Below are 22102 nucleotides of genomic sequence, written 5' to 3'. Positions count from 1 at the left end.
AACACCATGTGGTATTTTGCCTGGATCCTCGGCACCTTACTGGCTTGCTCATTCGGTATCATTACCGCGCTGGCGTTTGAACACAGCGAAGCCAATAAAGCGGCTAAAGAAGAGAAGTAATAATGAGTGTGATCGCGGATAAACTTTACGCTGTCACAGATAAGGGCCCGTTAAGGGCCCTTTCGCTTGTGATGTCACTGGTGCTGGCCGGCTGCGTTTTTTGGAAACCCGGTATGTTTGCCTCGTCAACCAGTCAGCTGGAAGTCTGGCACGGGGTCATTTTGATATGGGCCGTTTGCAGTGGTGTTATCCATGGCCTGGGTTTTCGCCCGCATAAATCAATCTGGAAAGCTTTCTTCTCGCCATTGCTGGCGATGATTGCGTTAGCTGCAGGACTTTATTACTTTTTCAGCTGATTTTTTGCGTAAAAAAAAGACAAATTTACAGTAATTTTCTTATGGGCCGCTCTGGCCCATAATTATTTTCATTCCATCAATCCTACCCATTCCCAACCCCAATTCTCTTGCGTATAGTAGTGCCGTCAAATTGCATTACGGGATGTACAGTGAGTAATTCGTTGTTCCGATGGCCGGTTCGTGTCTACTTTGAGGACACAGACGCGGGAGGTGTGGTCTACCATGCCCGATACGTCGCCTTTTATGAAAGGGCTCGCACAGAGATGTTGCGCCAACGCAATTTTCACCAGCAGCAGTTGCTGGGTGAACACGTCGCTTTTGCTGTCCGCCGCATGACGGTCGAATACTTTGCACCAGCTCGCCTAGATGACCTGCTGGATGTCCAGAGTGAGATTACGTCCATTCGCGGAGCTTCTCTTACTTTTGCACAACGAATTCTTGATTCGCATGGAAACCTTCTGAGTTCTGCAGAAGTGTTGATCGCATGCATTGATCCACACCAAATGAAGCCCCGAGCGCTTCCTAAGTCTATTGTCGCGGAGTTTAAGCAGTGACTGACATGAACATTCTTGATTTATTTTTGAAGGCCAGCATCCTGGTTAAGCTGATTATGCTTGTCCTGGTGTGCTTCTCTATCGCGTCCTGGGCGATCATCATTCAACGCACCAAGGTGCTGAATGCCGCCACCCGCGAAGCAGAAGCGTTCGAAGATAAATTCTGGTCCGGTATTGAGCTTTCCCGTCTGTATCAGGAAAGCCAGGGCCGCCGCGAAACCCTGAGCGGGGCAGAGCAAATCTTCCATTCCGGTTTTAAAGAGTTCGCGCGTCTTCATCGTGCCAACAGCCATGCGCCGGAAGCCGTGATTGAAGGTTCTTCACGTGCGATGCGTATTTCTTTTAACCGTGAACTCGAATCACTGGAAACACATATTCCGTTCCTGGGCACCGTGGGTTCTATCAGCCCGTATATCGGTCTGTTCGGTACCGTCTGGGGGATCATGCACGCCTTTATCGGTTTAGGTTCTGTGAAACAGGCAACCTTGCAAATGGTCGCCCCGGGTATCGCAGAAGCACTGATCGCCACTGCGATTGGTCTGTTTGCCGCTATCCCTGCTGTTATGGCGTACAACCGCCTGAACCAGCGTGTGAACAAGCTTGAGCAAAACTACGATAACTTCATGGAAGAATTCACGGCTATCCTGCACCGTCAGGCTTTCTCTCGCGAAACCAGCAGTAACTAAAGGGGGAGAGTATGGCTCGTTCACGAGGTCGTCGTAACCGCCGCGAAGGTAAGTCGGAGATCAACATCGTTCCGTTGCTGGACGTATTGCTGGTTCTGTTGCTGATTTTTATGGCAACAGCACCCATCATTACCCAGAGTGTGGAAGTCGATTTGCCTGACGCAACGGATTCTAAAACGGTGTCCAGCGATGATAATCCGCCCGTGATTGTTGAAGTCTCCGGCGTGGGTCAGTACACCATTGTGGTGGATCATCAGCGTATGGAACAATTGCCTGAACAACAGGTTATCGCAGAAGCGACCAGCCGTATTCAGGCCAATCCGAAGACGGTATTCCTGATCGGCGGTGCAAAAGACGTGCCTTATGATGAAATCATCAAGGCGCTGAATATGCTGCATCAGGCTGGCGTGAAATCTGTCGGATTGATGACACAACCTATCTGAGGATAGGTAATTTGTAACACTTATTTGAAACCCGGCATTCTCTGGCTTGTTAAAAGTATGACAGGCAATACAGGAACCCGGGTTTTTAGTAATCCTGTCTTGGGAAATCTATTTTGGTAAAGGCAACTGCAACTGAACAAAACGATAAGCTCAAACGCGCCGTTATTGTTTCGGTCGTTCTGCATATCATCATTATAGCCCTGTTGATTTGGGGATCGCTGGACGAAGATACCAGCATGAGTGGCGGCGGTGGGGGGAGCGATATCTCTGCCGTAATGGTTGATCCCAGTGCCGTGGTCGATCAGTACAATCGTCAGCAACAGCAACAGGCTGATTCCCAACGCGCTGCCGCCGCGCGTCAGAAAAAATCAGAACAACAGGCTGAAGAGCTGCAACAGAAACAGGCCGCAGAACAGCAACGCCTGAAAGAACTTGAGAAAGAGCGTCTGCAAGCGCAGGAAAGTGCGAAGCAGCAGGCTCAGGAACAGGCCCAGCAGCAAAAGCAGGCTGAACAAGCTGCCGAGCAGGCGAAAGAACAGCAAAAACAGGCTGAAGCTGCCGCAGCACAGGCGAAGGCTGAAGCGGCAAAAGCGGCCGCTCAGGCGAAAGCAGATGCCGCGAAAGAAGCGGCTAAAGCACAAGCTGACGCGCAGAAAAAAGCGGCTGCAGATGCTAAAAAACAAGCAGAGGCTGAAGCCGCCGCCGCGGCTGCCGCTGCGAAGAAACAAGCCGAAGCGGATGCTAAGAAAGAAGCGGCAGCAGAAGCCAAAAAACAGGCTGCTGCTGAAGCGAAGGCTCAGGCCGCTGCCGATGCTAAAGCACAAGCTGAGGCTGATGCCAAAGCCGCCGCCGATGCAAAAGCTGCTGCTGCCGCAGAGAAAAAAGCGGAAGCTGCCGCGGCTGCCAAGAAAGCTGCAGCCGATAAAAAAGCTGCCGCTGCCGCCGCTGCCAAAGAAGCCGCTGATGCGAATAACTTATTTGATGGCCTGGCCGACTCTAAAAATGCGCCGAAAGGGGCAACCGGGGGCGGTGCTTCTGCTCCTGCAGGGAAGGGAACTCAGAAAAAGGCGGGCGCATCCGGGGCGGATATTGCGAACTATGGTAGCCAGATTAAAGCTGCCATCGAGAGCAGATTCTATGACGCATCATCTTATGCAGGCAAAACCTGTTCGTTGCGCGTTAAAATGAATCCGGATGGCTCGCTGATCAGTGTGTCGGCTGAAGGTGGGGATCCTGCACTGTGTCAGGCTGCGCTTGCCGCAGCACGACAGGCGAAGTTCCCGAAACCGCCTTCTGAAGCAGTCTATGAAGTGTTTAAAAATGCTCCGATAGATTTTAAACCGTAGAAAGAAGAAAATAATTCCTTTTCAGATTTTTACGATAGATTGCAGGGTGTAATTCTAGTTTTGTGTGCGTTGGTTTGTTAAAATTCTGCTAAATTATCGCGGGCAGATACGTCCAGATAAGGGAGATACAATGAAGCAGGCATTTCGAGTAGCGTTCGGCCTTTTGATGATGTGGGCATCTGTGGTTCATGCAGAAGTTCGCATTGAAATTACCCAAGGGGTAGATACAGCTCGTCCGATTGGCGTTGTGCCATTCAAATGGGCTGGCCCGGGTACACCACCTGAAGATGTGGGTGGTATTGTTGCTGCTGACTTACGTAACAGCGGCAAATTTAATCCTATTGATGCATCACGTATGCCTCAGCAGCCAACCTCCGCCGCAGAAGTTACACCTGCTGCCTGGACCGCGCTGGGTATTGATGCTGTTGTTATCGGTCAGGTTCAGCCTGCCGCCGATGGCAGCTATGTGGTGTCTTACCAACTGGTGGATACCTCTGGCGCACCGGGTACCGTGCTGGCACAAAACCAGTACAAAGTGACCAAACAATGGCTGCGTTATTCCGCGCATACCGCCAGCGACGAAGTATTTGAAAAGCTGACCGGCATTAAAGGTGCATTCCGTACCCGTATTGCTTACATCGTGCAGACCAACGGCGGTAAATTCCCGTATGAGCTGCGTGTAGCCGATTACGACGGTTATAACCAGTTCGTGGTTCACCGTTCACCAGAGCCACTGATGTCTCCTGCCTGGTCTCCTGACGGCAGCAAACTGGCTTACGTGACATTTGAAAGCGGTCGTTCAGCATTGGTGGTACAGACGCTGGCAAACGGTGCAATCAAACAGATTGCTTCTTTCCCTCGTCACAACGGCGCACCTGCTTTCTCGCCTGATGGCAGTAAACTGGCCTTTGCGCTGTCTAAAGACGGCAGCCTGAATCTGTATGTAATGAATCTGTCTTCTGGTCAGATTAGCCAGGTGACAAACGGACGTAGCAACAATACTGAACCAACCTGGTTCCCGGACAGCCAGAATCTGGCGTTCACGTCGGATCAGGGCGGTCGTCCGCAGGTTTATAAAGTGAACATTAATGGCGGTGCGCCTCAGCGTCTGACCTGGGAAGGCTCGCAGAATCAGGACTCTGACGTCAGTACAGATGGCAAGTTCCTGGTTATGGTGAGCAGCGCCAGCGGTACACAGCACATCGCTAAACTGGATCTGGCAACGGGAGCCGTTCAAACATTGACGGACACGTTCCTGGATGAAACGCCTAGCCTCGCACCAAATGGCACCATGGTAATTTACAGCTCCTCTCAGGGACTGGGTTCCGTATTGCAGTTGGTATCGACTGATGGGCGCTTCAAAGCGCGTCTTCCGGCAACTGATGGACAGGTCAAATTTCCTGCCTGGTCGCCGTATCTGTAATGCATAGAATACTATGTATGGCAAAAAATTATAAAAGGATCGAATAGATGCAACTGAACAAAGTGCTGAAAGGGCTGATGCTGGCGTTGCCTGTACTGGCAGTAGCTGCTTGTAGTTCTCACAAGAACGCAGACAACGACCAATCTAATGGTATGGGTCTGAACTCTGGCGCAGGCACTGAAAACGCTAACATGTCTTCAGAAGAGCAAGCTCGTCTGCAGATGCAAGAACTGCAGAAAAACAACATCGTTTACTTTGGCCTGGACAAATACGATGTGTCTTCTGAATTCGCTCAGATGTTGGACGCGCACGCAGCTTTCCTGCGTAGCAACCCGTCTTACAAAGTGACTGTAGAAGGTCATGCTGACGAACGTGGTACGCCAGAGTACAACATCGCCCTGGGCGAACGTCGTGCTACTGCTGTTAAAATGTACCTGCAAGGCAAAGGCGTTTCTGCTGACCAAATCTCTATCGTTTCTTACGGTAAAGAAAAACCAGCTGTACTGGGCCATGACGAAGCGGCATACGCTAAAAACCGTCGTGCCGTACTGGTATACTAAGAGAATAGTATGAGCAGTAACTTCAGAACTCACCTGTTGAGTCTGTCGTTACTGGTTGGCGTAGCGGTCCCATGGGCCGCTACTGCCCAAGCGCCAATCAGTAATGTCGGCTCAGGCTCGATTGAAGATCGGGTCACCTCTCTGGAGCGTATTTCTAACGCTCACAGCCAGCTATTAACTCAACTCCAGCAACAACTTTCTGATACCCAACGTGATATGGATACTCTTCGTGGTCAAATCCAGGAGAATCAATATCAGCTGAGTCAGCTTGGTGATCGCCAGAAGCAGATTTTTAATCAACTCGACAGCTTAAGCCAGGGTTCTGCCGGGGCCGCCAGCACGGGTGCTGCTGCAGCCACAGGTGACGCTGCAGGGTCTTCTGCCACAACACCTGACGCGGGTGCTGCACAAGCTCCTGCAAGTACCGGTGACGTGAACAGCGATTACAATGCTGCGGTTTCACTGGCGCTGGAAAAGAAACAATATGATGAAGCCATTGCGGCTTTTCAGAGTTTCGTAAAAAAATATCCTGATTCAACTTATCAGCCAAACGCCAATTACTGGCTCGGTCAGTTGTATTACAACAAGGGTAAAAAAGACGATGCTGCTTATTATTTTGCAGTTGTGGTCAAAAACTATCCTAAGTCTCCAAAAAGTTCTGACGCAATGTTCAAGGTTGGGGTCATCATGCAGGAGAAAGGTCAGGCTGATAAAGCCAAAGCCGTCTTCGCACAGGTCGTGAAACAGTACCCAAATACCGATGCGGCAAAACAAGCTCAAAAACGCTTATCTGCAAAGTAGTGACTCGTTCAGGCCCGGAAAATGTACATATCGTGCATTTTCTGGGCTTGAGTGTGTGAAACACCATCAGTTAGCACTCTTTCTGAAAATTAAAGTTGCACTGAAAAGTTAAATAAGTAATATATGCCGCCGTTGCCCAGACAACTCCAAACGGCTAACGCTGTCAGAGATTTAGGCAATTTGCAGCAGGTTTAGATGGGCCGTTAGCTCAGTTGGTAGAGCAGTTGACTTTTAATCAATTGGTCGCTGGTTCGAATCCAGCACGGCCCACCACTGTTAAAGTGGAAAATGCAATAAAGCAGTGCAGGATGAGAACCACTGGTTCGAGCCGAGCGAAGCGAGACGACAACGCGTAAGCGTTGCCCGCAGGGCGAGGTGAAACCGAGTCAATCCAGCACGGCCCACCACTTTTCAGTGGAAAATGCAATAAAGCAGTGCAGGACGACAACGCGCAGGCGTTGCCCGTATGGCGAGGTGAAACCGAGTCAATCCAGCACGGCCAGGTTATCTAAACAAACTGTAGTGCCTTGCACACCAACTGCAAGACACACTGGCTGTAAGAAGTATTCAGGAAGGGCCGTTAGCTCAGTTGGTAGAGCAGTTGACTTTTAATCAATTGGTCGCTGGTTCGAATCCAGCACGGCCCACCACTTTTAGGTGGAACCTACTGAATATTTTGAAAGCCAGAAGTAAGTAGTAAAAAGCATTTAGATGGGCCGTTAGCTCAGTTGGTAGAGCAGTTGACTTTTAATCAATTGGTCGCTGGTTCGAATCCAGCACGGCCCACCACTTCTAAAGTGAAAAATGCAATAAAGCAGTGCAGGATGAGAACCACTGGTTCGAGCCGAGCGAAGCGAGACGACAACGCGTAAGCGTTGCCCGCAGGGCGAGGTGAAACCGAGTTAATCCAGCACGGCCCACCACTGTTAAAGTGAAAAATGCAATAAAGCAGTGCAGGATGAGAACCACTGGTTCGAGCCGAGCGAAGCGAGACGACAACGCGTAAGCGTTGCCCGCAGGGCGAGGTGAAACCGAGTCAATCCAGCACGGCCCACCACTTTTTGTGAAGTCATCTACATTGCAGAATTCAGAGAAAAGCGCCTTTTGGCGCTTTTTTCGCATCTGACCCTCAAAACTTCCTCCTGGCAGATAAATTTTTTCTGCTGACTTTACTTAAAATCTCTCTGATTTTAAGTGCAGTAAACATTTTAAGCCCTGCGTCTATTATATGGACGACTTTCCCTATTTTTTGCGGTATTTTGTTTAGCATACAAAACTAATGATTCCGGGATGGGATCATGGTGGCTTTTGGCTATCCGGGCAAATTGTCTGACTGAATGAGATGACGAGTATGAGCGAAACATTGGATCTGAATGCGGCGGTTTATCCTTTCCCACCGAAACCCGCCGTGCTGACCGCAGATGAAAAGACCTTCTACAAAGAGAAGATCAGAAAACTGCTCAGGGAACGTGATGCGGTGATGGTGGCGCATTATTACACTGATCCTGAAATTCAGGCGCTTGCCGAAGAAACCGGCGGCATTGTCGCCGACTCTCTGGAAATGGCGCGCTTTGGCAGCCAGCATCCAGCTTCTACGTTGCTCGTCGCCGGTGTACGCTTCATGGGAGAAACGGCTAAAATCCTCAGCCCGGAAAAAACTGTGCTGATGCCAACACTCAATGCTGAATGTTCTTTGGATCTGGGCTGTCCTGAACAGGCTTTCTCAGATTTCTGCGACCAGCACCCCGACCGCACAGTAGTGGTCTACGCTAATACCTCAGCAGCAGTAAAAGCCAGAGCAGACTGGGTTGTTACCTCAAGCATTGCGGTTGAGCTGATTGAACATCTTGACAGTCTGGGCGAAAAAATAATCTGGGCACCGGACCGTCACCTCGGAAATTACGTCCGTAAGCAGACGGGGGCAGATGTATTGTGCTGGCAGGGCGCCTGTATCGTCCATGACGAGTTTAAAACGCAGGCCCTGACCCGAATGAAAGGTCTATACCCGAACGCCGCTGTTCTGGTGCACCCTGAGTCTCCTCAGGCGATCGTTGATATGGCTGATGCGGTCGGTTCTACCAGTCAGCTCATTCTGGCGGCAAAAACATTGCCCCAGCAGCAACTTATCGTCGCCACGGACCGCGGTATTTTTTACAAAATGCAACAGGCGTGCCCGGACAAAGAATTGTTTGAGGCGCCGACGGCAGGTGAGGGTGCAAGTTGTCGTACCTGCGCGCATTGCCCGTGGATGGCGATGAACGGTCTGAAAGCGATTGCCCAAGGGCTGGAACACGGTGGCACGGAACATGCTATCGAGGTAGACGAGGCGCTGCGTGTAAAATCTCTGATCCCGCTCAACCGCATGCTGGATTTTGCCGCCCAACTGAGATTAAGAACACAGGCTAAAGCGTTGTAAGCATTTTCATGGCTGATAATGATTTATGAGCATCAATAAAAGGAAAGGATGAGATGATGGATTTTTTCAGTACCAGTAACATTCTGGTTCATATTCCGCTTGGAAAGGGGGGATATGACCTGTCGTGGATTGAAGCTGTAGGCACCATTTTTGGGTTGCTCTGCATCTGGTACGCCAGTAAAGAAAAGCTGATCAACTATCCTTTCGGTCTGATCAACGTCACGTTGTTTGCGATCATCTTCTTCCAGATCCAGCTTTACGCCAGCCTGTTGCTGCAAATCTTCTTCTTTGCCGCCAATATCTACGGCTGGTATGCCTGGAGCCGCCAGACAGCGGACCAGGAAGCACAATTGCAGATCCGCTGGTTGCCACGTGGCAAAGCGCTGATATGGGGCGTTGTATGTGTCGCAGGCATTCTGCTGATGACCTTTAACATCGACCGCGTTTTTGCCGCCCTGACGCTGTTGGCGGTAAACCTGATGCAGGCGCTGGGGCTCAATGTGCAGGTGCCTGAACTGCAACCTGATGCCTTCCCGTTCTGGGATTCATCAATGATGGTGCTGTCGATTGTGGCAATGTTGCTGATGACCCGAAAGTATGTTGAAAACTGGCTGCTGTGGGTCATCATTGATGTCATCAGCGTCGCGATTTTTGCTTATCAGGGCGTTTATGCGATGGCACTCGAATATGTGCTTCTGACCTTGATTGCGCTGAACGGTTCGTGGCTGTGGATCAAAAGTGCAAAGCAAAACGGTTCACGGCCTTTGCAACCGGCCTGATTTCATCTTCCTGGAAAAACGCCTCTATCACAGAGGCGTTTTATTCTCGGGTTCTTCTCTGAGGATCAGTGATGATGATGTGCATGGCTATGGCCATGATGATCGTGCCCGGCACGGGTTAACGGCATTTCATTCATCTCACAATCCGGAGTTTCACACTGGCCATATTCCATTTGTATCGTGGCATGGCCGATGCGGCATTTCTCCAGCAAATGATGCTGAATGCGGTAAAGCAGTGCGTCGTGATCGTGCGGTGGAACCACGTGTACATGCACGGTCATCAGCCGCTGTTCACCAATTTGCCAGACGTGAACGTGATGCACGTTGCGCACTTCCGGGATACTCAGTGACAAATCCCGTCGCAGTTTATCGATATCGATCTCTTCCGGTGTGCCTTCCAGTAATTCATGAAAACTTTCCCGCAGCAACCGCCAGGCATTATTTAACACCAGGCAGGAAACCAGCACTGATAAAAGCGGATCCACAGGCGTCCAGCCGGTATACATGATGATGAGCGCCGCAGCGACCGCTCCAATCGATCCCAGCAAGTCACCCAAAACGTGCAGCGCGGCGGCACGCACATTGATGTTGGCCTTTTCCTGCCCCTGATGCAGCAGCCAGAAGGCCAGAATATTGGCGAACAGACCAGCAATGGCGATCACCAGCATAGTGGTGCCCATTACGGGCTGCGGATTAAAGAACCGGGCGATGGCTTCCCAGACAATCAGAACGACAATCACCAGCAGCGCAGCGGCATTCACGAAGGCCGCCATGGTGGTCAGGCGCAAATAGCCAAAAGTATGACGGCTGTTAGGCTTGCGTTTCGCAAAACGTACGGCAAGCAAGGCAACAAGTAACGCGGCTGCGTCAGTCAGCATGTGCCCGGCATCGGCCAGAAGCGCCAGAGAGCCAGAGACCAGCCCGCCAATCACTTCGGCTACCATAAAAATTACAGTAACAAGGAAAGCCAGCAACAAACGGCGGCTATTTTTATCCTGTGGCAACAGGGAAGAAGGCATAGTTATATTCACAAAAATGATGAACCGAGACAATCACAATAGCGTAAACCTAAGGTGTTGCAAGAAGGGGAATTCAGGGAAGCAGGAGGAAGCAAAGTCCCTCCTGTATGAGCAGGTGAGCAAACGTGACGGAATTAGTTACCGGTTGCTTTTGAAGAAGGTGTATCCGGGGTCTGATTCGGACAACGTCCATCTTTGCACATCGTTTTCTTATGCTCTTTATCTTTACTCATGTGATGGGTGGTGCCATCCGTTTGAGTAGTCGTTTCATTCACGGGTTTATTGGTCGTGTTAATCTGATCATTGTTCACGCTTTTTGGCGCAATTTTCTGTACCGAACCCGGCGAGCCGGACTGATTAGCCTGACCATTGTTGTCGCTTGCCGAGGACTCGCCGGCAGCGTAAGCAGCACCGGTGGTCAGTGCCATGGTTGTGGTCAGTAACATGATTGCGAGCTTTTTCATAATGTCATCTCCATTTTTTCGAGAAAGGTCCGTAGTCGTTTTTCATGTGTCTGGTAAAAGCCTAGCTAAAGAAATTATGTCCTAAATCAAAATGAGACTAATCGTAAGTGTAAAAGCAGGTTTACACCGGGATTCAATACGGCTAGATTGAACGCGGTCAGCGTTTCGCTTTGTCTCTTATGAACACCCGAATGGAACAGTTATGAATTATCAAAACGACGATTTACGCATTAAAGAAATCAAAGAACTTTTACCTCCGGTTGCCCTGCTCGAAAAATTTCCTGCCACTGACAAAGCGGCCAAAACAGTTTCTCAGGCCCGTAATGCGATCCATAAGATACTGAAAGGAAACGATGACCGTTTGCTGGTCGTCATTGGCCCTTGCTCGATCAATGATCCGAAAGCCGCGAAAGAATACGCCACCCGCCTGCTGACAATGCGTGAAGAATTGCAAGGCGAACTGGAAGTGGTGATGCGTGTTTATTTCGAAAAACCACGTACTACAGTGGGCTGGAAAGGGCTGATTAACGACCCGCATATGAATAACAGCTATCAGATTAACGAGGGTTTGCGCATTGCCCGCAAACTGTTACTGGATATTAACGACACGGGTTTACCGGCCGCTGGCGAATTCCTGGATATGATCACGCCACAATATCTGGCGGATTTGATGAGCTGGGGGGCTATCGGCGCACGTACCACTGAATCTCAGGTTCACCGCGAGTTATCTTCCGGTTTATCCTGCCCGGTCGGTTTCAAAAACGGCACAGATGGCACCATTAAAGTGGCGATCGACGCCATCAATGCGGCTGGCGCACCGCACTGTTTCCTGTCTGTCACCAAATGGGGTCATTCGGCTATTGTTAATACCAGCGGGAATAATGACTGCCATATCATTCTGCGCGGCGGCAAAAAACCAAACTACAGCGCCCAGGATGTGCAGGAAGTGAAAGAAGGCCTGAAAAAAGGCGGCCTGCCAGCGCATATCATGATCGACTTCAGCCACGCTAACAGCAGTAAGCAATTCAAAAAACAAATGGAAGTGTGTGAAGACGTCTGTGGTCAGATTGCCGGCGGTGAGCAGTCGGTGATGGGCGTGATGGTAGAAAGCCATCTGGTGGAAGGGAATCAGAGCCTCGACAGCGGCGAGCCTCTGGTTTATGGTCAGAGCGTGACCGATGCCTGTATAGGCTGGGAAGACACCGAAGTGCTGCTGCGCAGCCTGGCGGGCGCGGTCAAAGCTCGCCGCGGTTAATGTCACCTGCTGGAATACTTGTCTGAGCCCTGCTTTTAGCGGGGCTTTTTATTGCCTGAATATCCCCTACAATTCGCAGCGCATCTCCATACAACGCAAATCAGCATCCGCCATCTCAGAGCGGTAGAGGCTCTCTTTTACCAGACTGAATCCGTTCCTCTTATAAAATTCAAACGCATTCGGCGTAGAAGCCAGCGTAAGTGCTGTGAAACCGCGTGATTTCGCTTCTGCTTTTATGGCAGCAAGAATTTGCGTAGCGAGGCCTTTCCCTTCAAATTCTGGCAATGTAAAAATTGCTTCAACACTGCCATTTTTCAGATCAAGGAATCCTGTTGCCGCCGGTGTGCTCAGCCCCTGTGTCTGTGCGACAAAAAAAGGATTATCAATAATGGCTTTGCGGTATCCGGCAGGCATCTCATCGGGTGTCCATGCCATCACAATCTGTGCATCATAAGCGTTTTTACACCCGTGACGGATTGCCTGATTACGTATGTTCCACAGCGCTTCTGCTTCATCGGGTGTTGCACGTCTGACTGGCATAAATATTTTTCCTTGCGGGTCGGGGATACAAAAAAGGCACGCTTTCGCATGCCTTATCAATCATCGTGCTTCACGCAGAAAACGCGAAATTACTTCGCTTTACCCTGGTTTGCTACGGCCGCGGCTTTCGCTGCGATCTCGTCGGCATTACCCAGATAGTAACGTTTGATTGGTTTGTAGTTTTCGTCGAATTCGTAAACCAGCGGAACACCGGTAGGGATGTTCAGTTCCAGAATTTCGTCTTCGCTCAGGTTATCGAGATATTTAACCAGTGCACGCAGGGAGTTACCGTGTGCGGCGATGATGACGCGCTCTCCGCTGGCGATACGTGGTTTGATGACCTCAGTCCAGTAAGGGATGACGCGTTCGATGGTCAGCGCCAGGCTCTCTGTGGTTGGCAGTTCCGCCTCAGTCAGTTTAGCGTAACGCGGATCGTGGCCCGGGAAACGTTCATCAGCGCGATCCAGTTCTGGTGGCGTGACAGCAAAACCACGACGCCATTGTTTAACTTGCTCGTCACCGTATTTCTGTGCAGTTTCTGCTTTATCCAGACCTTGCAATGCGCCGTAATGGCGTTCGTTCAGTTTCCAGGATTTCTCAACCGGCAGCCATGGCTGGTTCAGTTCGTCCAAAACGCTCCACAGCGTGTGGATGGCACGTTTCAGCACAGAGGTGTACGCAAAATCGAATTGGAAGCCTTCGTCTTTAAGCAACTGACCTGCAGCTTTTGCTTCAGTGCGACCCTTATCGGACAGTTCAACATCATGCCAACCGGTAAAACGGTTTTCTTTGTTCCACTCACTTTCACCGTGTCTTACCAGCACCAGCTTGGTTACAGCCATAGCTAAACTCCTCAGTTAACTGAATTTTCAATGATAACGGTTATCATTATAGAGGCTTGGCCTCCCCGACAGCAATCTGAAACTTCCTCAGGAAGTCTCTGCGGGACGCCGTTTGTATTAAACATAACGAATTTGCTGCGGCGATGTAAAACAAAACGCGCGTACGGTCTCCCGGACAGCGCGTTTTGTGTAAAAAGTCAGCGATCAGCTGGCTTTTTTCAGGCAGGTACTCATGAAAGTCTTACGTGCATCGCCTTTAAGTTCTTTTTTGGCGGCGTCTGCGTTACAGGTTTTCATTTTCTCCTGCTGAGGCGTCATTTTTGCCATAGCCGGTTTGGTTTCCGCTTTGAGGCACTGACTCATGAATTTTTTGCGGTCATCGCCTTTGAGTGACTGGGTAGTGGCCTGCTGATTACAGTCGGTCATCTTTTGGCGTTGCTCAGTCTGAGCAGGGGAAGGAACTTTAACAGGATCAGCCGCAATAGCGGAACCCGCCGCGCACAGCGTTGCCAGCAGGGATAACACAACAGGTAAACGCATATCGAACTCCTTATTAATCGTCCTTTCGGCAGGACACTCTCTAAGCGTAGATGGGGGAAGAGCCTTTAGCTTAAAATGTGCTGATACAGATGCGCCGTGAGTCACAAATTCGCAGAAGCAGGAAGGAATGAAGACAGGGCCGGGCGACCCTGTCGTGAGACATTACAGTGCAAAGAACTGATACGTCGTCGAAGATTTGTAGATCTGACCTGGTTTAACCCAACAGCTCGGCTGCGGCCAGGTGGCATGATTCGGGCTGTCCGGCAGGAACTCACTTTCCAGCGCGACACCGCTGTAGCTGGCGTATTCGCCGCCGCTACGGTTAGGGGTTCCGCCCAGGAAATTGCCGCTGTAAAGCTGCACTGCTGGCGCAGACGTAAACATCGTCATTTTGACTTTGCCATCAGCAGACCACAAATGCGCCGCCGGATTGCTGCCGGTATTGCAGGTGCGGTTAAGCAGATAAGCGTGGTCATACCCTTTCACGCGTTGCTGGTCACGGTCGGCGAGGAAATCTTTCGCCAGCGTTTTGGCGGCATTAAAATTCATGCCGGTGTTTTCAACCGGGACCGGATCCGCACAAGGAATGCCATCGCTGTCGACCGGCAGGAAGCGATCAGCAAACAGCTGCAGCTTGTGCTGACGCGCATCAGTCCCTTCACCGTCGAGGTTGAAATAGGCATGATTGGTCAGATTGACCGGACACAGTTTGTCAACCGTCGCTTCGTAACGGATTTCCAGCCGGTTATCGTCGGTCAGCTGGTAATACACTTTCGCTGTCATGTTGCCCGGATAACCCTGATCGCCGTCGACAGAAAACAGTTGAAACGTCAGCTTCTGCGCGGTCTGTTCCAGAATGATCCAGCGACGCGCATGGAAGCCTTCCGGCCCGCCGTGCAACTGGTGAACACCCTGATTGGCGACTACCAGATGCGCTTTGCCGTCAATTTCAAACTGCGAGCGGGCGATACGGTTAGCGTAACGTCCGACGGTCGCGCCCAGATACGCGCTCTGGTTCATGTATTCCTGCGGCGACTGGCAACCGAGCAGCAGTTCACGCGTGGAGCCATCCGTCAGCGGCAGGGTGAAGGATAACCAGGTCGCGCCCCAGTCCATGAACGTTGCGGTGGCACCCGCTGCATTCTGTAGCGTAACCTGTTCAAACGGCTGGCCATCGGGCGCCAGCTGTGTGTTTTCAGGTTTTAGCATATGCCTGCTCCTTGTGAAGCGGTGCAAACATAGAAGGTCTCTTTCAGACCGCTGTGCGCATGATATTGCTGTTCAACGGCATGACGGACTTTTTCCACCATGTCCTCAGGAACCAGCGCCACAATACAACCGCCGAAACCGCCGCCGGTCATACGCACACCACCTTTATCGCCAATCACTTCTTTGACGATTTCCACCAGCTTATCGATTTGCGGCACGGTGATTTCAAAGTCATCGCGCATTGAGGCGTGAGATTCCGCCATCAGTTCGCCCATACGTTTCAGGTCGCCGCTGGCCAGTGCATCAGCCGCTGCCAGTGTACGGTCGTTTTCGGTAATCACATGACGCGCACGGCGGGCCACGACCGGATCCAGCTCATCCTGAATGGAGAAGAACAGGGCAGGGTCAACATCACGCAGCGCTTTCACACCGAAGAAACGTGCCGCCACTTCGCATTGCTCGCGACGGGCGTTGTATTCACTGTCAACCAGGCCGCGTTTCACGTTGGAGTTAATAATCACCACCGCCGCGTTTTCCGGCATAGACACCGCACGGGTATCCAGTGAACGGCAGTCAATCAGCAGGGAATGATTTTCCTTGCCGAGTGCAGAAATCAGCTGATCCATAATGCCGCAGTTACAGCCGACAAACTGGTTCTCCGCTTCCTGACCGTTCAGTGCCAGTGCTACGCCGTCCAGCGGCAAGTCATATAATGACTTCAGTGCCTGGCCGACCGCGACTTCCAGCGAAGCTGAAGAGCTCAGGCCCGCGCCCTGTGGCACGTTGCCGCTGATCACCATATCCGCACCGGAGAAATCTTTGTTACGCAACATCAGATGCTTGATCACGCCACGCACGTAATTGGCCCAGGGGTGTGTATCGGTGTGCACAATCGGTTCGTCGAGTGAGAAGCTGTCTTCGTCGTTATCGTAATCGGCAGCGATCACACGGATCGTACGGTCATTGCGCTGCGCGCAGGCGATCACTGTTTCATAATCGATCGCGCACGGCAGCACGAAGCCATCGTTGTAATCGGTATGTTCGCCAATCAGATTCACGCGCCCCGGCGCTTTGATGGTAATGGTCGCAGGGTAGCCAAATTTATCGGCAAAGATTTCCAGGGTTTTGGTCTTCAGTTTCATTCTTTTTCTCCGCCTCACGATAATGAACATCACTCACCGCCCGCAGACGCTCTGCGGCTTGTTCCGCTGTCAGGTCGCGTTGGGTTTCAGCCAGCATTTCGTAGCCGACCATAAATTTGCGCACCGTGGCTGAACGCAGCAACGGCGGATAGAAATGCGCGTGCAGTTGCCAGTGTTCGTTGTCGCCTTCGGTAAATGGCGCACCGTGCCAGCCCATCGAATACGGGAAAGAGCACCGGAACAAATTGTCGTAGCGGCTGGTCAGCTTTTTCAGCGCCAGAGCCAGATCGCTGCGTTGTGCATCATTAAGCTCAGTAATGCGTTTGACGTGGACTTTCGGCAGCAACAAGGTTTCGAACGGCCATGCGGCCCAATAAGGCACTACTGCCAGCCAGTGTTCGGTTTCAACCACCGTACGGCTGCCGTCGGCCAGTTCGCGCTGCACGTAATCGACCAGCATCGGCGAACCTTGTTGTTCCAGATAGGCACGTTGCAGGCGGTCTTCACGTTCGGCTTCGTTAGGCAGGAAGCTGTTGGCCCAGATCTGGCCGTGCGGATGCGGGTTAGAGCACCCCATTGCCGCGCCTTTGTTTTCGAAAACCTGCACCCACGGATACGTTTTTGCCAGATCCGCACTTTGTTCCTGCCAGGTTCTGACGATCTCCGTCAACGCTTCAACTGAGAGTTGCGGCAGAGTTTTACTGTGATCCGGCGAGAAACAGATCACCCGGCTGGTACCGCGTGCGCTCTGAACGCGCATCAGCGGATCGTCGCTTTCCGGCGCAAAAGGCGTATCCGGCATCAGCGCGGCATAATCATTGGTGAACACAAACGTGCCGGTGTATTTCGGATTCACATCGCCTGTCACGCGGGTATTGCCCGGACAGAGAAAGCAGTCCGGGTCATGCGCAGGCAGTGTTTCCTGAGAAACGGCTTCCTGCTGACCCTGCCACGGACGCTTGGCACGATGCGGGCTGACTAAAATCCACTGATCGGTCAGTGGATTGTAGCGACGATGCGGGTGATCAATCGGGTTAAACGTGGTCATAAACTTTCCTCAGTCCTCCTTAATCCGGATAGCCTTGCGGGTTTTTCGACTGCCATAGCCAGGTATCGTTGGCCATGTCTTCGAGCGTGCGGGTGACTTTCCAGTTCAGCTCTTTCGCTGCTTTGGTCGGATCTGCCCAATACGCCGGTAAGTCGCCATCACGACGTGGTGCAAACTTGTAATTCACCGGTTTGCCGCAGGCTTTGCTGAAGGCGTTAACCACATCCAGCACACTGTGACCGAAGCCGGCGCCCAGGTTATAAACATGTACGCCCGCTTTGTTGTGCAGCGTTTTCATCGCGGCCAGATGTCCGTCTGCCAGGTCGACAACATGAATGTAATCACGTACGCCGGTGCCGTCCGGTGTCGGATAATCGTTGCCGAAAATGGCGACGGACTCACGACGACCTACTGCCACCTGCGCGATAAATGGCATCAGATTATTCGGTACACCTTGTGGATCTTCCCCCATCAGGCCAGACGGATGAGCACCGACCGGGTTGAAGTAACGCAGCAGCGTGATGCTCCATTCAGGCTCAGCACGCTGCACATCTTCCAGAATTTGCTCGACCATCAGTTTGCTGCGGCCGTACGGACTGGAAGGATTACCGGTCGGAAAATCTTCGACATACGGCGTTTTTGGCTGATCGCCATACACGGTGGCGGAAGAACTGAATATCAGGTTTTTTACGCCGGCGGCACGCATGGCTTCAACCAGCACCAACGTACCGGTGACGTTGTTGTCGTAATACGCCAGCGGTTTTGCCACGGATTCGCCCACGGCTTTCCAGCCGGCGAAATGAATAACGGAATGAACAGGATTTTCACTGAAAATTTTATCGAGAAGGGCGCGGTCGCGAATATCACCTTCGTAGAACAGCGGCGTTTTGCCGGTCAGGGTATGGATACGTTCCAGTACACTCACTTTGCTGTTGTGAAGATTATCAAGAATGATGGGTGTATAGCCTGCATCAATCAATTGCACGCAAGTATGACTGCCGATGTAACCGCTACCACCTGTGACTAAGACGTACATAATAGCTCCCCGATGATTATCTGGATGCAACGATATCACGCTGCAAGGCTGAAAAAGGTGATCCATCCCCAATAAAATGGAATCGCTTACACAAACAGTTTACCACCTTTCAACGTGACTCAACAGGTGCGGCGTGCGGTACGCAAAGCCTTCGGCAACCGGTGATAAGCCAGAAAGGATGGGTTGTGTAATCGATTACACTAAAATTTATCCGGGGGGTGAATCAGCTTTTCGGACTCATTTTCAGACTCCAGCCGGGGGAAATGCCGACATTTTGTCCACTAACCAGCGGCGGAGTGTCACGATATCTTCGCGCAGTGCTTTCTCTTTGGTGGTCACCAGATAATAGTTTGCGCCGGGCAGGTATTGAGGGAACGGGGTGGTCAGGATGCCTTTTTCAATGAAGTCATGCGCCAGCAAACTGCTGACAATCGCCACACCCTGACCGGCAATCGCCGCCTGAATAGCATGGGTTTCATCCGTAAAACGCAGGCCACTGTCGGTGTTTAATTGCGCCGGACCGAAGTGTTTTTGCCAGTTCTCCCAGTCGGGAGAGGGGTGAGGAATATGACGATTTTCCACATGAAACAACGTTACTGTCGTCAGATCCTCCATCGTTTTCAACGCCAGCGCAGGACTGGCAACCAGCACAAAAGTGTCGTGATAAAGCAGCCTCGAATCAAGATTCTCACCGGCGGATTCGCTGTAACGGATCGCCACATCCACGGTATTACGGGTTAAATCCACCAGCTCAATGCCGGTATGTAAGCGTAAATCCATCTCGGGTGCAGCGGCTTTTAAATCCGCCAGCCGCGGTACCAGCCAGTGTGTCAGGAAATTGGATGTCGTGGTCAGTGTCAGCGCCGCAGGCAACGCGGCGTGATGAATTTCTTCGACGGCTGCCTGTAATCCGGCAAATGCCTGCTGCGTGGCGTGGCGCAGGATTTGCCCCGCGGCGGTAAGCCTGACCTCACGGGCGCTGCGCTCAAACACTGCCGTGCCCAATGACTCTTCAAGCACACGGATCTGATGGCTGATAGCAGTGGCTGTCACGCCGATATCTTCTGCCGCGCGTTTGAAACTCTTCTGCTGCGCCACCGCATCAAATGCTTTGAGCGAACCGAGAGGCGGTAAACGGATCTTCTTCATGATGAGTTATTTTCATCCATGGCTGAAATCTATGACGTTGAATCATCTAAATTAGGCGGTGTAAGCTCTTTTATCAACATGATATAGATGAATAAGATTCATCTTTTGTACTGCGGAATGCTGATAAAGGAACTGTTATGAACGCCAAAAAATCACCTGCGCGGTGGTTGTCACCAGCATCGGGCATATTGTTTGTGCTGCACCTGGTGCTGACGCTGCTGAATGTCGGCTTTAACGGGCTGGATACACCGCTGTCCCACGCGCTGGCGGGAGCCGCCGCACTGTTTTTTGTGTTGTTTATCATCAGCGAGCGTTACCACCCTCAACCCCTGATGCCGCGTCATTTGCGGGCCTCGTTGCCCCTGCAAATAAGTTTTTGGACCGGTATTTTCGTTACGGCAGTCACCTGTGCTGCGTGGTTCCTGCTGGCGGTGACGATGTATCAGATTTACGGATTCGGCGGGCCGGGCATTATTCTCTGCTTTGCTACCTTATTGCTGATGATGGTGTCGGGCAAAGCGTTCGGCGAAAAACTCGGGCGGAATGTCACCTCTGCCAGCCTCTTGCTGTGGGGTTTTATGATTGCGGCGTGCGGGCTGGGGGTGATGGCAATAATGCCTGCTTTCGGGCTGGTGCTGCTGCCGGGTATGTTATTGACCGGATTCGGCGCGGGCATGGCCCGTCAGGCCGCCGCAACAGAAAGGGATCAGCTCACCGGTGATGAATATCATTATGCATCCCGTCTGGGAGGTTGGGTTCGGGTAAGCAGCGCCCTGGTGATGCTGGCACTGCTCACACTGTTGCTGAAAAATAATCCCGGCCGGCAGGGCATTGAAAACGGGTATTCATTGCTGGCGGCACTGGCGCTGGCGGGCGTAGTGACTGCACTGATGATCCCCGCAAAGAGGAAGCGAGATAACGTTACAGTATGTCAATCTGATAACGGTAGATTTCACCGTCAGGAATAAAGCTCAGACGATGGGTAATGCATTGCGGCGCATCTTCCGCATGATGCGAAACAAACAGCAACTGAGTTTCACCTTCGCCGATCAGGATATCGACAAAGCGGCGCACCAGCTGGCGGTTGATCGGATCCAGCCCCTGTAACGGTTCATCAAGAATTAACAGCGCCGGATGCTTGACCAGTGCGCGGGCAATCAGCGCCAGACGCTGTTGTCCCCAGGATAAACTGTGGAACGGGGTATCACCGGCACCACCTTCCAGCCCGAGCAATTCCAGCCATTGGGAGGTGAGTAATTTCTGCCGGTCGGATACCGCCTGATAAATACCGATCGAATCGAAGAAGCCGGAAGTAATAACATTGCGCACGCTGGTGCTGACGCGGTAATCCAGATGCAGGCTGCTGCTGACATAGCCAATATGACGCTTGATGTCCCAGATGGTTTCACCGCTGCCGCGACGGCGGCCGAACAGCGTCAGGTCATTGCTGTAGCCCTGTGCGTGATCGCCGGTGATAAGGCTCAGTAAGGTGGATTTTCCTGCACCGTTCTGGCCGGTGATCTGCCAGTGCTGGCCGTGATCAACCTGCCAGCTCAGATGGTGCAAAATCGGCTGGTCGTTGTACTGCACTACGCCGTCACGCAGCACGATTAACGGACTGCCGGCAGGCGGGCTGATACGTGCGGTGGGATCTTCTGCTTCAGGCACGGCCATACCGTTCAGGCTTTCACTGTGTGCCAGTTGGGCAACCAGCGCATCAGCCATCACCTGTTCTCGCGGCCCTACAGAGGCCAGCGTGCAGTCAGCCAGCACGCCGACATTTTTCACAAACGCAGGAATGTCGTCAAAGCGGTTAAGCACCAGCACCATCGTCTGGCCTTCGCCGGATAAGGTTTCCAGCAACTGTGCCAGCTGGGCGCGGGCGTTGACGTCGAGGCCGTCGAACGGCTCATCCAGCACCAGCAAATCGGGTTTTTGCATCAGCACCTGACACAGCAGGGTTTTGCGCGTTTCGCCGGTCGATAAATATTTGAAACGACGGTCAAGCAATTTCTCAATACCAAACTGTGCGGCAAGGGCCGCACAGCGGGCCGGATCACGCACTTCATCCTGAATAATTTCAGCAGTAGTGCGGCCGGTATCGTCTTCACCTTCACTCAGTAAATCAGTGTTGTTACGCTGCCATTCATCGGCGACCAGCTTTTGTAATTGCTCGAATGAAAGGCGAACGATATGCGGGAAACTGTTTTTCCGGGTGCCTTTCAGCAGGGTTAAATCGCCTGCCAGCGCACGTGCCAGTGCGGATTTTCCGCTGCCATTGGAGCCGACAAACGCCCAACTGTCTGACTGACGAACAGTGAGATCAGAAAGTGTGAGGGTCCGGGTATCGCTGAGGCGGAAAACGCCTTGCGAGATATGCAACGACGACATATTTAATCTCTCATTTTCAAATGATTATAAAACAAGGGATAAG

The 22102-nt window shown here is 51.8% G+C and carries 24 protein-coding genes, 3 tRNA genes and 3 other RNA genes; 19 read left to right on the top strand and 11 right to left on the bottom strand.

Annotated features, from left to right (window positions below):
- Positions 1 to 6 precede the first annotated feature (6 nt).
- From cydX to pnuC, 17 genes are all read left to right on the top strand, one after another.
- Positions 7 to 120, top strand: coding sequence for a cytochrome bd-I oxidase subunit CydX (cydX, locus tag ETV65_RS06150; protein ID WP_013576433.1), 114 nt, complete (start codon positions 7 to 9; stop codon positions 118 to 120).
- 2 nt (positions 121 to 122) lie between these two features.
- On the top strand, positions 123 to 416 hold the full coding sequence (gene ybgE / locus ETV65_RS06145) for a cyd operon protein YbgE (protein ID WP_129952008.1): 294 nt from the start codon (positions 123 to 125) through the stop codon (positions 414 to 416).
- A gap of 149 nt (positions 417 to 565) precedes the next feature.
- Positions 566 to 970: a tol-pal system-associated acyl-CoA thioesterase gene (gene ybgC / locus ETV65_RS06140; protein ID WP_015698108.1), complete on the top strand. Its 405-nt coding sequence runs from the start codon at positions 566 to 568 to the stop codon at positions 968 to 970.
- A complete protein-coding gene (gene tolQ, locus ETV65_RS06135; RefSeq protein WP_013576430.1) occupies positions 967 to 1656 on the top strand; it encodes a Tol-Pal system protein TolQ in 690 nt (229 codons plus the stop codon). Before ybgC ends, tolQ begins: the two co-directional genes overlap by 4 nt.
- 11 nt (positions 1657 to 1667) lie before the next feature.
- On the top strand, positions 1668 to 2099 hold the full coding sequence (tolR, locus tag ETV65_RS06130; RefSeq protein WP_013576429.1) for a colicin uptake protein TolR: 432 nt from the start codon (positions 1668 to 1670) through the stop codon (positions 2097 to 2099).
- Positions 2100 to 2212: 113 nt separating this feature from the next.
- Positions 2213 to 3445: a cell envelope integrity protein TolA gene (gene tolA, locus ETV65_RS06125; protein WP_129952007.1), complete on the top strand. Its 1233-nt coding sequence runs from the start codon at positions 2213 to 2215 to the stop codon at positions 3443 to 3445.
- Between the two features lie 130 nt (positions 3446 to 3575).
- Positions 3576 to 4868, top strand: a complete 1293-nt coding sequence (gene tolB, locus ETV65_RS06120; RefSeq protein ID WP_013576427.1) for a Tol-Pal system beta propeller repeat protein TolB — start codon at positions 3576 to 3578, stop codon at positions 4866 to 4868.
- A 47-nt stretch (positions 4869 to 4915) separates the two neighbouring features.
- Positions 4916 to 5428, top strand: coding sequence for a peptidoglycan-associated lipoprotein Pal (gene pal, locus ETV65_RS06115; protein WP_013576426.1), 513 nt, complete (start codon positions 4916 to 4918; stop codon positions 5426 to 5428).
- A 9-nt stretch (positions 5429 to 5437) separates the two neighbouring features.
- A complete protein-coding gene (gene cpoB / locus ETV65_RS06110; protein ID WP_129952006.1) occupies positions 5438 to 6229 on the top strand; it encodes a cell division protein CpoB in 792 nt (263 codons plus the stop codon).
- A gap of 197 nt (positions 6230 to 6426) precedes the next feature.
- Positions 6427 to 6502, top strand: a tRNA-Lys gene (locus ETV65_RS06105).
- A 14-nt stretch (positions 6503 to 6516) separates the two neighbouring features.
- Positions 6517 to 6636, top strand: a non-coding RNA gene (locus tag ETV65_RS06100) — RtT sRNA.
- Between the two features lie 167 nt (positions 6637 to 6803).
- Positions 6804 to 6879: transfer RNA gene (locus tag ETV65_RS06095), tRNA-Lys, on the top strand.
- Positions 6880 to 6942: 63 nt separating this feature from the next.
- Positions 6943 to 7018, top strand: a tRNA-Lys gene (locus ETV65_RS06090).
- A 14-nt stretch (positions 7019 to 7032) separates the two neighbouring features.
- Positions 7033 to 7152, top strand: a non-coding RNA gene (locus ETV65_RS06085) — RtT sRNA.
- Between the two features lie 14 nt (positions 7153 to 7166).
- A non-coding RNA gene (locus tag ETV65_RS06080) (RtT sRNA) lies at positions 7167 to 7286 on the top strand.
- Between the two features lie 294 nt (positions 7287 to 7580).
- Complete coding sequence (gene nadA / locus ETV65_RS06075) at positions 7581 to 8645, top strand: quinolinate synthase NadA (RefSeq protein ID WP_129952005.1); 1065 nt, start codon at positions 7581 to 7583, stop codon at positions 8643 to 8645.
- 56 nt (positions 8646 to 8701) lie between these two features.
- The gene (pnuC, locus tag ETV65_RS06070; protein WP_129952148.1) at positions 8702 to 9424 is read left to right on the top strand and encodes a nicotinamide riboside transporter PnuC; all 723 of its coding nucleotides are present in this window, start codon (positions 8702 to 8704) and stop codon (positions 9422 to 9424) included.
- A gap of 65 nt (positions 9425 to 9489) precedes the next feature.
- Here the strand turns inward: pnuC and zitB are convergent, their stop codons facing one another.
- Positions 9490 to 10443, bottom strand: a complete 954-nt coding sequence (gene zitB / locus ETV65_RS06065; protein WP_129952004.1) for a CDF family zinc transporter ZitB — start codon at positions 10441 to 10443, stop codon at positions 9490 to 9492.
- Between the two features lie 134 nt (positions 10444 to 10577).
- Positions 10578 to 10907, bottom strand: a complete 330-nt coding sequence (locus ETV65_RS06060) for a protein YbgS (protein ID WP_129952003.1) — start codon at positions 10905 to 10907, stop codon at positions 10578 to 10580.
- A gap of 202 nt (positions 10908 to 11109) precedes the next feature.
- On the opposite strand from ETV65_RS06060, the gene aroG reads away from it, so the two are divergent.
- Positions 11110 to 12162, top strand: a complete 1053-nt coding sequence (gene aroG, locus ETV65_RS06055) for a 3-deoxy-7-phosphoheptulonate synthase AroG (protein ID WP_129952002.1) — start codon at positions 11110 to 11112, stop codon at positions 12160 to 12162.
- Positions 12163 to 12228: 66 nt separating this feature from the next.
- Here the strand turns inward: aroG and ETV65_RS06050 are convergent, their stop codons facing one another.
- From ETV65_RS06050 to ETV65_RS06015, 8 genes are all read right to left on the bottom strand, one after another.
- The gene (locus ETV65_RS06050) at positions 12229 to 12702 is read right to left on the bottom strand and encodes a GNAT family N-acetyltransferase (RefSeq protein WP_129952001.1); all 474 of its coding nucleotides are present in this window, start codon (positions 12700 to 12702) and stop codon (positions 12229 to 12231) included.
- Between the two features lie 89 nt (positions 12703 to 12791).
- Positions 12792 to 13544 (bottom strand): 2,3-diphosphoglycerate-dependent phosphoglycerate mutase, encoded by a 753-nt coding sequence (gene gpmA, locus ETV65_RS06045; RefSeq protein ID WP_129952000.1) that lies wholly within the window; start codon positions 13542 to 13544, stop codon positions 12792 to 12794.
- 204 nt (positions 13545 to 13748) lie between these two features.
- On the bottom strand, positions 13749 to 14084 hold the full coding sequence (locus tag ETV65_RS06040) for a PsiF family protein (protein ID WP_129951999.1): 336 nt from the start codon (positions 14082 to 14084) through the stop codon (positions 13749 to 13751).
- A 162-nt stretch (positions 14085 to 14246) separates the two neighbouring features.
- Positions 14247 to 15293 carry a galactose-1-epimerase gene (galM, locus tag ETV65_RS06035; RefSeq protein ID WP_129951998.1) on the bottom strand — a complete coding sequence of 349 codons (1047 nt, stop codon included), beginning with the start codon at positions 15291 to 15293 and terminating at the stop codon, positions 14247 to 14249.
- A complete protein-coding gene (galK, locus tag ETV65_RS06030; RefSeq protein WP_129951997.1) occupies positions 15287 to 16435 on the bottom strand; it encodes a galactokinase in 1149 nt (382 codons plus the stop codon). Before galK ends, galM begins: the two co-directional genes overlap by 7 nt.
- A complete protein-coding gene (galT, locus tag ETV65_RS06025; RefSeq protein ID WP_129951996.1) occupies positions 16395 to 17483 on the bottom strand; it encodes a galactose-1-phosphate uridylyltransferase in 1089 nt (362 codons plus the stop codon). The genes galK and galT overlap by 41 nt, the downstream gene beginning before the upstream one ends.
- A gap of 19 nt (positions 17484 to 17502) precedes the next feature.
- Entirely contained in the window at positions 17503 to 18519 is a 1017-nt protein-coding gene (gene galE, locus ETV65_RS06020) for a UDP-glucose 4-epimerase GalE (RefSeq protein ID WP_129951995.1), read from the bottom strand.
- Positions 18520 to 18762: 243 nt separating this feature from the next.
- Entirely contained in the window at positions 18763 to 19668 is a 906-nt protein-coding gene (locus ETV65_RS06015) for a LysR substrate-binding domain-containing protein (protein WP_129951994.1), read from the bottom strand.
- A 137-nt stretch (positions 19669 to 19805) separates the two neighbouring features.
- On the opposite strand from ETV65_RS06015, the gene ETV65_RS06010 reads away from it, so the two are divergent.
- Positions 19806 to 20636, top strand: coding sequence for a hypothetical protein (locus tag ETV65_RS06010; protein ID WP_129951993.1), 831 nt, complete (start codon positions 19806 to 19808; stop codon positions 20634 to 20636).
- Here ETV65_RS06010 and modF read toward each other — a convergent pair.
- Positions 20590 to 22059, bottom strand: a complete 1470-nt coding sequence (gene modF, locus ETV65_RS06005; protein ID WP_129951992.1) for a molybdate ABC transporter ATP-binding protein ModF — start codon at positions 22057 to 22059, stop codon at positions 20590 to 20592. The two genes, ETV65_RS06010 and modF, sit on opposite strands and share 47 nt — an antisense overlap.
- Positions 22060 to 22102: the final 43 nt, after the last annotated feature.

The organism is Rahnella sp. RFA10(1/100), assembly GCF_004195115.1.
GTDB lineage: Bacteria > Pseudomonadota > Gammaproteobacteria > Enterobacterales > Enterobacteriaceae > Rahnella > Rahnella perminowiae.
This window is presented reverse-complemented; position numbering and strand designations above follow the sequence as displayed.

Excerpts from the sequence above, each read along its gene's own strand:
- ETV65_RS06010 (WP_129951993.1), top strand. The coding sequence starts at position 19,806 with ATGAACGCCAAAAAATCACCTGCGCGGTGGTTGTCACCAGCATCGGGC.
- zitB (WP_129952004.1), bottom strand. The coding sequence starts at position 10,443 with ATGCCTTCTTCCCTGTTGCCACAGGATAAAAATAGCCGCCGTTTGTTG.
- tolR (WP_013576429.1), top strand. The coding sequence starts at position 1,668 with ATGGCTCGTTCACGAGGTCGTCGTAACCGCCGCGAAGGTAAGTCGGAG.
- modF (WP_129951992.1), bottom strand. The coding sequence starts at position 22,059 with ATGTCGTCGTTGCATATCTCGCAAGGCGTTTTCCGCCTCAGCGATACC.
- pal (WP_013576426.1), top strand. The coding sequence starts at position 4,916 with ATGCAACTGAACAAAGTGCTGAAAGGGCTGATGCTGGCGTTGCCTGTA.
- galT (WP_129951996.1), bottom strand. The coding sequence starts at position 17,483 with ATGACCACGTTTAACCCGATTGATCACCCGCATCGTCGCTACAATCCA.
- ETV65_RS06060 (WP_129952003.1), bottom strand. The coding sequence starts at position 10,907 with ATGAAAAAGCTCGCAATCATGTTACTGACCACAACCATGGCACTGACC.
- cydX (WP_013576433.1), top strand. The coding sequence starts at position 7 with ATGTGGTATTTTGCCTGGATCCTCGGCACCTTACTGGCTTGCTCATTC.
- ETV65_RS06015 (WP_129951994.1), bottom strand. The coding sequence starts at position 19,668 with ATGAAGAAGATCCGTTTACCGCCTCTCGGTTCGCTCAAAGCATTTGAT.
- ETV65_RS06040 (WP_129951999.1), bottom strand. The coding sequence starts at position 14,084 with ATGCGTTTACCTGTTGTGTTATCCCTGCTGGCAACGCTGTGCGCGGCG.
- tolB (WP_013576427.1), top strand. The coding sequence starts at position 3,576 with ATGAAGCAGGCATTTCGAGTAGCGTTCGGCCTTTTGATGATGTGGGCA.
- ybgE (WP_129952008.1), top strand. The coding sequence starts at position 123 with ATGAGTGTGATCGCGGATAAACTTTACGCTGTCACAGATAAGGGCCCG.
- ETV65_RS06050 (WP_129952001.1), bottom strand. The coding sequence starts at position 12,702 with ATGCCAGTCAGACGTGCAACACCCGATGAAGCAGAAGCGCTGTGGAAC.
- gpmA (WP_129952000.1), bottom strand. The coding sequence starts at position 13,544 with ATGGCTGTAACCAAGCTGGTGCTGGTAAGACACGGTGAAAGTGAGTGG.
- galK (WP_129951997.1), bottom strand. The coding sequence starts at position 16,435 with ATGAAACTGAAGACCAAAACCCTGGAAATCTTTGCCGATAAATTTGGC.
- galM (WP_129951998.1), bottom strand. The coding sequence starts at position 15,293 with ATGCTAAAACCTGAAAACACACAGCTGGCGCCCGATGGCCAGCCGTTT.
- cpoB (WP_129952006.1), top strand. The coding sequence starts at position 5,438 with ATGAGCAGTAACTTCAGAACTCACCTGTTGAGTCTGTCGTTACTGGTT.
- galE (WP_129951995.1), bottom strand. The coding sequence starts at position 18,519 with ATGTACGTCTTAGTCACAGGTGGTAGCGGTTACATCGGCAGTCATACT.
- aroG (WP_129952002.1), top strand. The coding sequence starts at position 11,110 with ATGAATTATCAAAACGACGATTTACGCATTAAAGAAATCAAAGAACTT.
- nadA (WP_129952005.1), top strand. The coding sequence starts at position 7,581 with ATGAGCGAAACATTGGATCTGAATGCGGCGGTTTATCCTTTCCCACCG.
- pnuC (WP_129952148.1), top strand. The coding sequence starts at position 8,702 with ATGGATTTTTTCAGTACCAGTAACATTCTGGTTCATATTCCGCTTGGA.